Source organism: Pseudomonas sp. MBLB4136, from assembly GCF_051904765.1.
Lineage (GTDB): Bacteria > Pseudomonadota > Gammaproteobacteria > Pseudomonadales > Pseudomonadaceae > Aquipseudomonas.
Window position 1 is genome coordinate 3229646 of sequence record NZ_CP196713.1, and the last position, 13135, is coordinate 3242780.

Below are 13135 nucleotides of genomic sequence, written 5' to 3' on the forward strand. Positions count from 1 at the left end.
ACCCCACACAACAACAATAGAGGGATCGTTTCATGCGCAAGCTCGTTCTGCTGTTTCTGCTGACGCTTTCATCCCTGGCCGAGGCCGCCACCGGCGTGTTCCCCGACAGCACCTTCAACAACCTCGACCACGGCCTGTACTGGTTCGGCTACGGCGACAGCTGGCAGAAGGCCGTGCCGGGCTACAGCAACGCCTACTACAGTGCCAACAAGCCGACCGTGATCTATGTGCACGGCTGGCAGAACGGCTCCACCGTCAACAAGAACCGCGAGACCTTCAACCGCCTGGACGCCGGCGGCCCCAACCTGGACCTGGCCCACGCCTGGCTGGCGGCCGGCTACAACGTCGGCATCCTGTACTGGAACCAGTTCGCCGACGAGGGCGAGGTGAAGGACGCCGAGGCGAAGATCTGGACCGCCACCGGCCCGCGCGCCATGCGCTGGCGCAACGCCAGCGGGGTCTACAGCAACGGCCCCTCCCAATCGGTCGGCGACCTGCTGTTCCAGAGCTACAAGGACAACCTGGCCGGCTACACCGGCGACAACATCCGCCTGCTCGGCCACTCCCTGGGCAACCAGGTGGCCATCGTCCTGGCCAAGAAGATCAGCGACGCGGTCAGCTCCGGCACCGTCAGCAGCAAGCTGCTGCCCAAGCGCGTCGCCCTGCTCGATCCGTTCTATTCCAACCAGGCCAAGAGCTACCTGGGCAACAAGTGGGTCGGCGAGGTCTGCCGCAGCTACGTCAGCGAACTGAAGACCAAGGGCGTGATCTTCGAGGCCTACCGCACCTCGGCCGTCACCAGCACCATCTTCGTCGGCGACAACAACGTCGGCCTGATGAACATGACCGCCTTCAGCGAGGTCAAGACCGGCTATTTCGGCAGCACCCAGCAGGCCCAGAAGCACAATGCCGCGGTCTGGCACTACCTGTGGTCGTTCAGCTTCAACCCGCCGCTGATCACCGGCACCAGCAACCAGGCCGCCTCGGCCAAGACCTCCGATAGCCGCATCACCACCCTGATGAACGGTACCCAGAAGCTGGTCCATGACCTGGGCGGCACCACCAAGGAGCCGTCGGACGACAGCTTCAAGCTGTACGCTCGCTAAGTCCTGCCCGCCAGGCCGTCCCGGGGCGGGACGGCCTGCTTGCGGTTTCGCCATCGACTAAGCCCCTGCCGGCGTCTACATTGAGCAATCCTCGCCCGCTCCCGGAGCCCGCATGTCGCTGTCGCTGCTCAGCCGCTACGCCTTCTTCGCCTTCTGCCTGTCGTTCACCCTGGTCAGCCTGGCCTTCCTCGACCAGCAATGGCTGTGGCCCCTCACCCTGGTCACTGCGGCGCTCAGCCTGGTCGGCATCGGCGACCTGTTGCAGACGCGCCAGGCGGTGCGGCGCAACTACCCGATCCTCGGCAACATCCGCTACCTGGTCGAAGGCATCCGCCCGGAGATCCGCCAGTACCTGCTGGAAGCCGATGGCGACAAGCTGCCGTTCTCCCGCGCCCAGCGCTCGCTGGTCTACGCCCGGGCGAAGAACCAGGGCGCCGACAAGGCCTTCGGCACCCTGCTGGACGTCTACCAGAACGGCTACGAGTTCATCAGCCACTCCATGCGCCCGGCCCCGCTGGCCGACCCGGAGAGCTTCCGGGTCAGCATTGGCGGCCCGCAATGCCGCCAGCCCTACAGCGCCTCGCTGTTCAATATCTCGGCGATGAGCTTCGGCTCGCTCAGCGCCAATGCCATCCGCGCCCTGAACCAGGGCGCCAGGCTCGGCAACTTCGCCCACGACACCGGCGAGGGCAGCATCAGTCCCTACCACCGCGAGCACGGCGGCGACCTGATCTGGGAGATCGGCAGCGGCTACTTCGGCTGTCGCGACGGCGAGGGGCGTTTCGACCCGCAGCGCTTCGCCGAGCAGGCGGCCAGCCCCCAGGTACGGATGATCGAGATCAAGCTCAGCCAGGGCGCCAAACCGGGCCATGGCGGCATCCTGCCCAAGCACAAGGTCACTGCGGAAATCTCCGTCACCCGCGGCATCCCCATGGGCCAGGATTGCGTGTCACCGTCGCGCCACAGCACCTTCTCCACGCCCATCGAGCTGCTGCAGTTCATCGCACAACTCCGTCAATTAGCGGAAGGCAAGCCGGTGGGCTTCAAGCTGTGCCTGGGCCATCCCTGGGAGTTCATGGCCATCGCCAAGGCCATGCTGGAGAGCGGCATCCTTCCCGATTTCATCGTCATCGACGGCAACGAGGGCGGCACCGGCGCCGCGCCCCTGGAGTTCACCGACCACCTCGGCGTGCCGATGCGCGAGGGCCTGCTGTTCGTGCACAACACCCTGGTCGGCCTGAACCTGCGCGACAAGATCCGCCTCGGCGCCAGTGGCAAGATCGTCAGCGCCTTCGACATCGCCTGCGTGCTGGCCATCGGCGCCGACTGGGCCAACGCCGCCCGCGGCTTCATGTTCGCCATCGGCTGCATCCAGAGCCAGAGCTGCCACACCAACAAGTGCCCGACCGGGGTGGCCACCCAGGACCCATTGCGCCAGCGCGCCCTGGTGGTCGAGGACAAGGCCCAGCGGGTGCACAACTTCCACCGCAACACCCTCAAGGCGCTGGCCGAGATGCTCGCCGCCGCCGGCCTGGAGCACCCCGACCAGCTGGACGCCAGGCACCTGGTGCGGCGCATGTCGGCCACCGAGATCAAGCTGTTCGCCCAGCAGCACCAGTTCCTCGAGCCCGGCGAGCTGCTCGAAGGCCCCATCGCCAGCGCCTTCTACGCACGCATGTGGCAGATGGCCCGCGCCGACAGCTTCGAGGCGGCGCAGGCCTGATTCAGCCGCGTATCAACTGAGCGAATCGGCCAGCTGGCGCTCCTGCGCTTCGGGCCGATAGGCCGCGTCGATCAGCTGCTTGACCTTGTAGGCACGCCAGCCGAGCAGGCGCGCGGCGGTCAGCACCCCGCCCATCAGCGCGCCGCCGACCCCGGCGGTGACCACGTCGGAGCCGGTCAGGTAGAAATCCTTGATCGGCGTCTGCGGGTGGATCCAGTGCTGCTCGAAGCGCTGCACCGTGTGCTCGATGCCGTAGATCTCGCCGACCTGGTTCCACTGGAACCACTCGGTGGACAGCGGCGTGGACAGCTCACAGTAGTCCAGGGCTTCGCGCAACTGCGGCTGATGCTTGTACAGCGCCTCCAGCAGCACCTCGGTGATCTGCGCCTTGAACGCCTCGTAGTCCTCGCCGCGCTTGTTCCAGGTGCTGCCCTTCCAGCGCTCGAACCACTGGGGGAAACTCGGCGCGACGATTTCCACCGTCGACTTGCCGGGGTAGCGGCGCTCCCAGTCCGGGTCCTTGGCCGAGGGGAAGGAGATGTAGATCATCGGGAAGTCCAGCCCCGGCGAGTCCATGAAACGCTTGACGCTCAGGTCGTGGTCGAACTCGGGATAGAGCCAGAAGTTGGTCTTGGGGATGGCCAGCGTGGCGGCATCGCCCTTGAAGCCGGCATACAGGCACACATGGGAGGCCGAGGGTTCGACCTGCTCGAGCTTGTCGAGCAGGCCATGGCGCTCCACCACCTCGGCTGGCAGCAGGCGCTGGTAGGTCGGCAGCAGGCCGGCGCAGCTGACGACCTTGTCGGCGGTGATCTGGTGGCCGTCCTTGACCAGGCGCACGCCATAGGCGCGGTTGTTCTCGACCAGCACCTGCTCGACCCCGGCATAGGTGAACACATGGCCGCCGGCCGCCTCGATCACCGGGATGATGGTCTCGGCGATACGCACCGAGCCGCCCACCGGGTAGTTGCCGCCGGTGATGTAATGCTTGGCGACCATGGCGTGCATCATGAACGCCGCCTGCGCCGGCGGCAGGCCGTAGTCGCCCCACTGGGCGGTGAGCACGCCGATCAGCTGCTGATTGCTGGTCAGGCCCTCCAGCACCTGACGGGTGCTCTGGAAGAAATAGGCGGGAAACAGGTGCCGGCGCAGCCGGTTGTACAGCACGCCCAGGGTGCGCGGCAGGGCCTGGCCGGCGAAGAAGCGCGGGATCTTCTGGCTGACCTCGCTGATCAGCTCCACGTAGCGGTCGATGGCCGCGCCTTCCTCGGGAAAGTGCCGCTTGATCTCGGCCTTGAATTCATCGCGCCCGGCCAGGTAGCGGAACGGCTGGTCGCCGATGACGATATGGTCGTAATGCGCGTCCATCGGCGCCCACTGCAACTGGCCGTCGCTGATCACATCGAACACCCGGCGGATCACCGACCAGGGCTTGTGCACCTCGCCGATGTAATGCACGCCGACATCCCACTCATAGCCCTCGCGCTCATACACATGGGTGTAGCCGCCGGCGGTGTAGTGCTGCTCCAGCACGCAGACCCGCTTGCCCGCCTTGGCCAGCAAGGCAGCGGTGCACAGGCCGCCGACTCCGGAACCGATGACGATCACGTCGTAGTGGGCGTGGGCCTTGTTCTTGCGAAAGCGGGTTCCTGTGCGTTTCATCGGGGCTCCTGAGCGATTTTGTTATGCAAGTATTTGCATAGATAGTCCAGCGCAGCGACAAATGCAAATTTTTGCATAGCCCCTTAGAATGGCCACACCTCGTCGACCCCGGATTCAACATGTCCCTGCGCCACGCCATCCTCACCCTGCTGGAAACCGAACCGGCCAGCGGTTACGACATCGTCCGCCACTTCAAGGAGTCGCTCGGCTACTTCTGGAACGCCAAGCACCAGCAGGTCTACCAGGAGCTGCGCCGACTCAACGACGAGGGCTGGTTGCTGTGCAGCGAGCAGGCCCAGGCCGACAAGCCGGACAAGAAGGTCTATGCCATCAGCCCCGCGGGGCGCGCCGAGCTCAAGCGCTGGCTGGCCGAGCCGGCGGCGCCGAACAAGATCAACGACGCCCTGCTGGTCAAGCTGTTCGCCGGCGCCCTGGCCGAGCCGGCTGAGTTGCGCGCGGAGATGGCCCGCCACCGGGCCACCCACCAGGCCACCCTCGACAGCCTGCTGGAAATCGAGCGCCAGTACCGGCAACTCGATGCCGCGGAGCAGGCCCGCCAGCGCCTGCCCTACCTGACCCTGCGCCGCGGCATCCTCGGCGAACGGGCCTGGCTGGCCTGGGCCGACGAAGTCGAGGCGGAACTGGTGGCGCGGGTCGGTCAGTCGAGCGAGAAACCAGTCGGCAACTAGCCATAAAGACCGAAGTGGGTCCGTCATTTAACAGCTAAGTTGATGCGACTGGAGCCAGTACCAGCTCATCAGAACTGGCAAAGTAATATCACTTTATATTTGGGGAAAAGTTAAAACTTAACAGTCATACACCCACCAACTAACCCACCCAAAAACATCCACTTATCGGACAAACTTGTCGCCTTACTTTCGAACGCTACGCTCTAAGGGTCAGCCCGCAAGTGCTGGCATTGGCAAATCGAACAACAACCTCCGTGTCCATCAAGAGGAAGTTCCAATGCGCACCATCACCCTCAGTGTCGTGGCGCTAGCCGTTTCAGCGGCCACCTTGCAAATGGCCGCTGCCAGCCAACAAAGCGAAGCAAAAGGCTTTATCGAAGAAAGCACCTTCAATATTCTCAACCGAACTTTCTACTTCAACCGCGACTTCCGGAATGGCGGGTTCAATAGTGCCGGCACCAATGGCGCCAAACCGGGTCGCGAGAACGGCTATCGAGAGGAAGCGGCGCACGGAATCATGGCTGTGTACGAGTCCGGCTTTACCCAGGGCACCGTCGGTTTCGGCGTGGACGCCTATGGCCACCTGGGGATAAAACTCGACAGCGGTGGTGGCCGCACCGGCACCGCCTTGTTGCCGGTCGGCAGCGACGGCAGGCCCAGCGATGACTACAGCGAGGTGGGCGGCGTAGTCAAAATGCGCCTGTCCAACACCACCCTGAAAGTGGGTGAGAAGCGGGTCGAGAACCCGATGGTGGCAACCGGCGATGCACGGCTGCTGCCGCAGACCGCAACGGGGATCTTCCTCAACAGCGATGAAATCGAATCGCTGAATATCGACGCCGGCCATATCACCGCGATGAACGAGTTCGGCAGCACCAACTCCGACGGTGGTCTGCAGATTCAATACGCCGGCAATGTCGGCAACACGGCGGACTGGGCCGGCGGCACTTTCACCGCCACCGACACCTTGAACCTGAGCTTGTTCGCCTCGGAAGTAGAAGACACCTGGCGCCGTTACTACGGCAACGCCAACTACACCCTGCCGCTCGGCGACATGCGTTCGCTGAACTTCGACTTCAACATCTACCGCACCCTCGATGAGGGCAAGGCCCTGGCCGGCGCCATCGAGAACACCACCTGGTCGCTGGCCACGCAGTACGCCATGGGCGCCCATGCGCTGACATTGGGCTTCCAGAAGGTCAATGGCAACGACGGCTTCGACTACATCGGCTTCAACGCCATCTACCTGGCCAACTCGGTGCAGTACTCGGACTTCAACGCCCCCCGCGAGGAGTCCTGGCAACTGCGCTATGACCTGAACATGGCCGATTACGGTGTTCCGGGTCTGACCCTGATGGCGCGCTATATCCGCGGCGACAACATCGACAGCACGGACGCCGATCCGCTCAGCGGCTTCTTCAACGCCGCAGCCAACAACGAGAAACACTGGGAGCGCGACCTGGAAGCCAAGTATGTGGTGCAGGACGGCGCCGCCAAGGACCTGTCCTTCCGCGTCCGCCAGGCGACCCACCGAGGCTCGGCGAACCAGATCGACGGCGACGTCGACGAGGTACGCTTTATCGTCGAATACCCGCTGAGCGTGCTCTGAAACAGCCGCCGCATCGGCCTGACGGCTAGCGGTTGCACCAACCAACAGGCCGGGTTGCCGCGATGCAATCCGGCTTTCCAGTGCCCGTACCGCACAGTCGATGCCCGCGCGGGGCCTTCGGCCCGAGTTACCCTTGCCCCCCCCCGTAGCGCGGCTCACTTGACCGGCCACGGCCGCCAGCATACAAAGAGCGCGACACCTCATCCCTATGCCCCACTTCGACGGAGCCGATCCATGGCCCTGCACACCTGGCTGCTCTACCTCACCGCCGTCATCGGCCTGGCCCTGACCCCCGGCCCCAATGGCCTGCTGGCGCTGACCCATGGCGCGCTGTACGGACACAGGAAGACGCTGTGGACGGTGGCCGGCGGGGTCGGCGGCTTCGCCCTGCTAATGGCCCTGTCGATGTTCGGCATCGGCGCCCTGCTGCAAGCCTCGGCCAACGCCCTGGTCATCCTCAAGTGGATCGGCGGCGCCTACCTGGTCTGGCTCGGCTTCCAGCTCTGGCGCGCCCCGGCGCTGCAGCTCGATGCACCGACCCAGGCCGTAACCAAGTCCGGCGCGAGCCTGCTGCGCCAAGGGCTGCTGTCGGCGCTGTCCAACCCCAAGGTGATCCTGTTCTTCGGCGCCTTCCTGCCGCAGTTCCTCGATCCTAATGGCGACCTGCTGCTGCAGTTCGCGGTGATGGCCATGACCTTCGCCGTAGTCGAAGGCCTGGTGGAGTACCTGCTGGCCCGCACGGCGCACCGCGTGCGGCCCTGGCTGCAACGCAGCGGCCGCGGCTTCAACCGCTGCTGTGGCGGACTGTTCGCCGCCATGGGAGCGGCGCTGCCGCTGACCCGCTGACCCGCTAACCCGCCACAGCCAGTCGCGGCCATGCGTGGCCGCGATGCGCCCGAGCCCGGCTGCGCGGCGCCATGCACGATCCGCTTCCTGACCTTCCGACCCGAGCCCCTTCATGTACCAGCAAGAGCTGCTCTACAGCTACAACAGCTTCGCCATCACCGCCGTGCTGTTCGTCCTGATCATCCTGTTCAACGAGTTCGGCTTTCGCCTCGGCCGCTACGTGCAGAACCGCACCGATGTCGAGATCAAGGAGCTGACCGGCTCGGTACAGGCGAGCATCCTCGGCCTGCTGGCCCTGCTGCTGGGCTTCACCTTCAGCATGTCCATGCAGCGCTACGACGACCGCAACCAGGCGCTGATCGAGGAAGCCAACGCCATCGGCACCACGGTGCTGCGGGTCCAGCTGCTGCCCGCGCCGCGCCAGGAACGGATGACCGAGATGCTGCGCCAGTACATCGAGCTGCGCATCACCCTCGGTGAGATCAACCTGACCCAGCACGCCGAACGCAACCGCTACAACCAGCAGGTCAAGCAGCTGCAGGGGCAGCTCTGGGACCTGGCGGTGCAGGCCACCAACGAGGACCCACGGCCGGTGACCACCGGGGCCTTCGTCGCCGCCCTGAATGAAATGATCGACAACCAGGGCAAACGCCACGCCCTGCTGCAGATGCACGTCCCCGAGGTGGTCCTGCTATTGCTGTTCATCGTGTTCATCGCCTCGGTCGGCATCCTCGGCTACTCCAGCGGCCTGAGCGGCAAGCGCATCGTCGCGCCCACCGTGCTGGTGTCCTTCCTCATCTCCATGATCGTGTTCATCATCATCGACCTGGACCGCCCCATGCGCGGCCTGATCCAGGTGGACCAGGGCATCATGCAGGAGCTGCGCGACGCCGGACGCTGATCAGCGGTCGGCGTAGCACACCGGTGAGCTGGCATCGCCGCGGCGATCCAGCTCCTCCTCGAGAAACTCCGCCAACACCCGGGCGTTGTTGTGCGCGCTGTCGGCGGCGGTGAACAGCAGGGTCAGGGTGCCCTGCCCGGCGAACTCCAGCAGCCCCTGCCAATGCTCGGGATGGCCGGCCAGCTCGCGCCGATAGGCCTCGCGAAACTCGGCGAACGCCAGCCGCTGCTGGTGGAACCGTTTGCGCAGCTCGGCGGACGGCGCCACCTCGCGCAGCCAGCCGTGCAGCTGCAGCGCCGCCTTGCGGCAACCGCGCGGCCACAGGCGATCGACCAGCACCCGCCGGCCATCCGCCGCATCGACCGCCTCATAGACCCGCTTGCACTGGATCATCCGCGCGCACCCTTGTGATCGTCCGGAGGCCTGGGTAACGTGGCCGCTCCCGCCAGGAGAGCCCCGATGCCCGCTAGCCGCACCCTATTGTTTGCCCTGTTGCCGCTGTTCGCCAGTTGCCAGGTATTCACCGAGCAACCCTCCGACACCGTAGCCGAACAGACCCGCTTGCAGGGCCAGCTGAGCCTGCAGGCCGGACAACTGCTGTTCACCCCCTGCCGGGAGCAGCGGCGCTTCGTCATCGAGGATGCCGGCGCCACCGACATCGAGGCCGAAGCCACCGAGCAGCTGGCCGGCAGCAGCGAGGCCTTGTTCGCCGATGTGCGCGGCAGCCTGGCGGCGAGCCAGCAGGTCGGGGTCGACGGCCAGCTGAACCTGCAGCGGGTCTACCGCCTACACTATCAGGGCCCGGGCTGCGACGATCCCAACTTCAAGCGCACCACCCTGCATGCCAGCGGCCAGGAGCCCGGCTGGAGCGTGACGGTCGGTGGCCGTGGCCTGGTGCTCGAGCGCCAGGGCCAGCCGCCCCTGGCCCTGCCCTACCTGGAGGAACGCCTGCCGGAGGGGCGCCTGAACCTCACCAGCGAGGCCAACGGCCAGCGCCTGGAGCTGTGGGTCGCACCGCAGCGCTGCGCCGATCCCAAGAGCGGCGCGGTGCAGCACCTGAGCGCCGAACTGCGCCTGAACGACGAGGTCCTGCGTGGCTGTGGCTACTACGGCGGCGCGCGCAGCGACTGAGGCGGCCGGTTACACCGTCACACAGATTGGCGCGGCAGCTCCGCCACCCTCTCCTAAGCTGAAGGCTATACGGCAGACAGGAGGCGGCTATGTTGCGAGTGGCGATCAACGGATACGGACGCATCGGGCGCGCGGTGCTGCGCGCCCTGTTCGAGCGCAAGCTGGAGCAGAAGATTCACCTGGTGGCGATCAACGACCTCGGTGACCACCCCGCCCTGGTACACCTGACCGCCTTCGACTCGACCTTCGGCCGCTTTCCCGGGACCGTCAGCCTGCAGGACGGGCTGATGCAGGTGAACGGCCAGGCGATCCACCTGCTGCGCGAGCGCGAGGCAGTAGAGCTGCCCTGGGACCGCCTCGGCGTCGACCTGGTGCTGGAGTGTTCCGGGCACTTCAAGCAGCGCGCCCAGGTCGAGCAGCACCTGACTGCCGGCGCGCCGCGGGTGCTGCTCTCCCACCCGCTGGAAAGCGCCGACCTGAGCGTGGTCTATGGCGTCAACCAGCAATTGCTCGGCAGCCAGCAGATCGTCTCCAACGCCTCCTGCACCACCAACTGCCTGGCGCCCCTGGCCATGGTCCTGCACCAGGCCGTGGGCATCCGCCAGGGCCTGATCAACACCGTGCACGCCTACACCAACGACCAGAACCTGCTCGACAAACCCCATCGCGACCTCTATCGCGCCCGCGCCGCCGCGCTGTCGATGATCCCCACCAGCACCGGCGCGGCCAAGACCATCGGCCTGGTGCTGCCCGAACTGGACGGGCGCCTGGACGGCCTCTCGGTGCGGGTGCCGACGGCCACGGTATCCCTGCTCGACCTGACCTTCAGCGCCGAACGCCCGGCCAGTCGCGAGGCGATCAACGCCGCGCTGCAACAGGGCGCGGCGCAGTTGCCGGCCGGGGTGATGGAATGCAACGAGCTGCCGCTGGTATCCAGCGACTTCCGCACCTACCCGGTGTCCTGCGTGGTCGACCTCAACCACACCCGGGTCCAGGGCGAGCTGGTCAAGGTGCTGGCCTGGTACGACAACGAATGGGCCTTCGCCAACCGCATGCTCGACGTACTGCTGGCCTGGCTCAAACCCTGACCCGCTTGCTGCACCATGTGCACCATCTCGCCTCCGCGACCTACCACCGATCCAATGCAAACCCCGCCCCGTAGGGTGCGCCATGCGCACCGCCTCGCCTCCGCAACCGGTGCGCGCGGCGCACCTTACTCGGCTGCCGACCGGCGATGACGTGCACCAACGAGCGCGCCGACACCCACCGCCTACGCGACCTGCCGCCGACCCAACACAAACCCCGCCCCGTAGGCTGCGCCATGCGCACCACCTCGCCTACGCAACCGGTGCGCGCGGCGCACCCTACTCGGCTGCCGACCGGCGATGGCGCGCACCAACGAGCGCACCACACCCACCGCCTACGCGACCTACCACCGATCCAATGCAAACCCCGCCCGTAGGGTGCGCCCTGCGCACCGCCAGCAATGAGCCAGAATCGCGCGCAAGCGCCGGGCACTGCGGCGACGGCCGCGTCACCGGCTGTTCGGCAATCGCGGGTATAATCGCCGCCTCCCCAAAGTTGCCGGGTTGCCTCCGGCCCTGATCCTGGATTGCCCCATGCTGCGCATCACCGAACTGAAACTGCCCCTCGACCACCCCGAAGAAGCCCTGCGCCCGGCCCTGCTCCAGCGCCTGGGCATCGCCGACGAGCAGCTGCTCGACTTCACCCTGTTCAAGCGCAGCTACGATGCGCGCAAGAAGTCCAGCGAACTGCAGTTCATCTACACCATCGACTTCAACGTACGTGACGAGGCGGCCCTGCTGGCCAGATTCCGCGACGACAAGCACATCGGCCCCGCTCCGGATACCAGCTACAAGCCGGTCGGCCAGGCCAGCCAGCCGCTGGAAGAGCGCCCGATCGTGGTCGGCTTCGGCCCCTGCGGCATCTTCGCCGCGCTGATCCTGGCCCAGGCCGGCCTGCGGCCCATCGTGCTCGAGCGCGGCAAGGAAGTGCGCCAGCGCACCAAGGACACCTGGGGCCTGTGGCGCAAGAACGTGCTCAACCCCGAATCCAACGTGCAGTTCGGCGAGGGCGGCGCCGGCACCTTCTCCGACGGCAAGCTGTACAGCCAGATCAAGGACCCCAAGCACCTGGGACGCAAGGTGCTGCAGGAGTTCGTCAAGGCCGGCGCGCCGGAGGAGATCCTCTACGTCAGCAAGCCGCACATCGGCACCTTCCGCCTCACCGGCGTGGTCGCCACCATGCGCGAGGAGATCAAGGCCCTGGGCGGCGAAGTGCGCTTCCTGCAGCGGGTCAGCGACGTGCTGATTGAAGACGGCCAGCTGCTCGGCGTGGAGCTGGAAAGCGGCGAGCAGATTAGCAGCCGCCACGTGATCCTCGCCCTCGGCCACAGCTCGCGCGACACCTTCCGCATGCTCCACGCCCGCGAGGTGTTCATGGAGGCCAAGCCCTTCTCGGTAGGTTTCCGCATCGAGCACCCGCAGTCGCTGATCGATCGCGCCCGCCTGGGCAAGTACGCCGGCCACCCCAAGCTCGGCGCCGCCGACTACAAGCTGGTGCACCACGCCAGCAACGGCCGCTCGGTGTACAGCTTCTGCATGTGCCCGGGCGGCACCGTGGTCGCCGCCACCTCCGAGCCGAACCGGGTGGTGACCAACGGCATGAGCCAGTACTCGCGCAACGAGCGCAATGCCAACGCTGGCATCGTCGTTGGCATCACCCCGGAGCAGGACTACCCGGGCGGCCCCCTGGCCGGCGTCGAACTGCAGGAGCGCCTGGAGTCCCACGCCTACATCCTCGGCGGCAGCACCTACGAGGCACCGGGCCAACTGGTCGGCGACTTCATCGCCGGGCGGCCTTCGACCGAATGGGGCAGCGTCGAGCCCTCCTACAAGCCCGGGGTCAAGCTGGGCGACCTGGCGCCCTCGCTGCCGGATTTCGCCATCGAGGCCATCCGCGAGGCGCTGCCGGCCTTCGACAAGCAGATCAAGGGCTTCGCCCTGGCCGACGCCGTGCTCACCGGCATCGAGACCCGCACCTCCTCGCCCCTGCGCATCACTCGCGGCGAGAACCTGCAGAGCCTCAACGTCAAGGGCCTGTTCCCGGCCGGCGAAGGCGCCGGCTATGCCGGCGGCATTCTCTCGGCCGGGGTGGACGGCATTCGCGTGGCCGAAGCGGTGGCGAAGGAGATGCTTGGCGGCTGATGCGCTCGGCGCAGTCGGCCGCAGCCTGTAGGTTGCGCGCTGTACCGAAACGAAAAGGCCCATCGTTTGATGGGCTTTTTTTATTGGGCTAGAAATTCGGCGAGCCTAACGCATCAGCCGGTCGGGGCGACAATAGATCTGCCCCCTTTCTTCAGTGGAGTATGGATAGAAGCGCGGCAAACAAGTGCGCAACCTGCCTCCTGACTGGGTATGGCTCCAGGCCAGCTCAAGAGCCGAATTG

Annotated in this window: 11 protein-coding genes; 9 read left to right on the forward strand and 2 right to left on the reverse strand. The window is 66.1% G+C overall.

Going from position 1 to position 13135, the window contains the following annotated elements:
* Nucleotides 1–32: 32 nt before the first annotated feature.
* Both ACSX1D_RS14595 and ACSX1D_RS14600 read left to right on the forward strand, forming a co-directional pair.
* Entirely contained in the window at nucleotides 33–1106 is a 1074-nt protein-coding gene (locus ACSX1D_RS14595) for a hypothetical protein (protein ID WP_439859188.1), read from the forward strand.
* A gap of 112 nt (nucleotides 1107–1218) precedes the next feature.
* Nucleotides 1219–2829 carry an FMN-binding glutamate synthase family protein gene (locus ACSX1D_RS14600; protein ID WP_439859189.1) on the forward strand — a complete coding sequence of 537 codons (1611 nt, stop codon included), beginning with the start codon at nucleotides 1219–1221 and terminating at the stop codon, nucleotides 2827–2829.
* 12 nt (nucleotides 2830–2841) lie between these two features.
* Here the strand turns inward: ACSX1D_RS14600 and ACSX1D_RS14605 are convergent, their stop codons facing one another.
* Nucleotides 2842–4491 (reverse strand): phytoene desaturase family protein, encoded by a 1650-nt coding sequence (locus ACSX1D_RS14605; RefSeq protein ID WP_439859190.1) that lies wholly within the window; start codon nucleotides 4489–4491, stop codon nucleotides 2842–2844.
* Nucleotides 4492–4610: 119 nt separating this feature from the next.
* On the opposite strand from ACSX1D_RS14605, the gene ACSX1D_RS14610 reads away from it, so the two are divergent.
* The 4 genes from ACSX1D_RS14610 to ACSX1D_RS14625 all read left to right on the forward strand — a co-directional run bounded on the left by ACSX1D_RS14610 (nucleotide 4611) and on the right by ACSX1D_RS14625 (nucleotide 8536).
* A complete protein-coding gene (locus ACSX1D_RS14610) occupies nucleotides 4611–5180 on the forward strand; it encodes a PadR family transcriptional regulator (protein WP_439859191.1) in 570 nt (189 codons plus the stop codon).
* Nucleotides 5181–5457: 277 nt separating this feature from the next.
* A complete protein-coding gene (locus ACSX1D_RS14615; protein WP_439859192.1) occupies nucleotides 5458–6789 on the forward strand; it encodes an OprD family porin in 1332 nt (443 codons plus the stop codon).
* A gap of 234 nt (nucleotides 6790–7023) precedes the next feature.
* On the forward strand, nucleotides 7024–7635 hold the full coding sequence (locus ACSX1D_RS14620; protein WP_439859193.1) for a LysE family translocator: 612 nt from the start codon (nucleotides 7024–7026) through the stop codon (nucleotides 7633–7635).
* 112 nt (nucleotides 7636–7747) lie between these two features.
* On the forward strand, nucleotides 7748–8536 hold the full coding sequence (locus ACSX1D_RS14625) for a hypothetical protein (protein WP_439859194.1): 789 nt from the start codon (nucleotides 7748–7750) through the stop codon (nucleotides 8534–8536).
* Here ACSX1D_RS14625 and ACSX1D_RS14630 read toward each other — a convergent pair whose 3' ends face one another.
* Nucleotides 8537–8929, reverse strand: a complete 393-nt coding sequence (locus ACSX1D_RS14630; RefSeq protein WP_439859195.1) for a DUF488 domain-containing protein — start codon at nucleotides 8927–8929, stop codon at nucleotides 8537–8539.
* Nucleotides 8930–8995: 66 nt separating this feature from the next.
* On the opposite strand from ACSX1D_RS14630, the gene ACSX1D_RS14635 reads away from it, so the two are divergent.
* From ACSX1D_RS14635 to ACSX1D_RS14645, 3 genes are all read left to right on the forward strand, one after another.
* Nucleotides 8996–9667, forward strand: a complete 672-nt coding sequence (locus ACSX1D_RS14635; RefSeq protein WP_439859196.1) for a COG3650 family protein — start codon at nucleotides 8996–8998, stop codon at nucleotides 9665–9667.
* An 89-nt stretch (nucleotides 9668–9756) separates the two neighbouring features.
* Nucleotides 9757–10755, forward strand: coding sequence for a type I glyceraldehyde-3-phosphate dehydrogenase (gap, locus tag ACSX1D_RS14640; protein ID WP_439859197.1), 999 nt, complete (start codon nucleotides 9757–9759; stop codon nucleotides 10753–10755).
* A 531-nt stretch (nucleotides 10756–11286) separates the two neighbouring features.
* Nucleotides 11287–12894 carry an NAD(P)/FAD-dependent oxidoreductase gene (locus tag ACSX1D_RS14645; protein WP_439859198.1) on the forward strand — a complete coding sequence of 536 codons (1608 nt, stop codon included), beginning with the start codon at nucleotides 11287–11289 and terminating at the stop codon, nucleotides 12892–12894.
* Nucleotides 12895–13135 lie beyond the last annotated feature (241 nt).

Bases quoted from the DNA above. Each gene is read 5' to 3' on its own strand.
- ACSX1D_RS14635 (WP_439859196.1), top strand. From the start codon at position 8,996: ATGCCCGCTAGCCGCACCCTATTGTTTGCCCTGTTGCCGCTGTTCGCC.
- ACSX1D_RS14620 (WP_439859193.1), top strand. From the start codon at position 7,024: ATGGCCCTGCACACCTGGCTGCTCTACCTCACCGCCGTCATCGGCCTG.
- ACSX1D_RS14595 (WP_439859188.1), top strand. From the start codon at position 33: ATGCGCAAGCTCGTTCTGCTGTTTCTGCTGACGCTTTCATCCCTGGCC.
- ACSX1D_RS14615 (WP_439859192.1), top strand. From the start codon at position 5,458: ATGCGCACCATCACCCTCAGTGTCGTGGCGCTAGCCGTTTCAGCGGCC.
- ACSX1D_RS14625 (WP_439859194.1), top strand. From the start codon at position 7,748: ATGTACCAGCAAGAGCTGCTCTACAGCTACAACAGCTTCGCCATCACC.
- ACSX1D_RS14600 (WP_439859189.1), top strand. From the start codon at position 1,219: ATGTCGCTGTCGCTGCTCAGCCGCTACGCCTTCTTCGCCTTCTGCCTG.
- gap (WP_439859197.1), top strand. From the start codon at position 9,757: ATGTTGCGAGTGGCGATCAACGGATACGGACGCATCGGGCGCGCGGTG.
- ACSX1D_RS14630 (WP_439859195.1), bottom strand. From the start codon at position 8,929: ATGATCCAGTGCAAGCGGGTCTATGAGGCGGTCGATGCGGCGGATGGC.
- ACSX1D_RS14605 (WP_439859190.1), bottom strand. From the start codon at position 4,491: ATGAAACGCACAGGAACCCGCTTTCGCAAGAACAAGGCCCACGCCCAC.
- ACSX1D_RS14610 (WP_439859191.1), top strand. From the start codon at position 4,611: ATGTCCCTGCGCCACGCCATCCTCACCCTGCTGGAAACCGAACCGGCC.
- ACSX1D_RS14645 (WP_439859198.1), top strand. From the start codon at position 11,287: ATGCTGCGCATCACCGAACTGAAACTGCCCCTCGACCACCCCGAAGAA.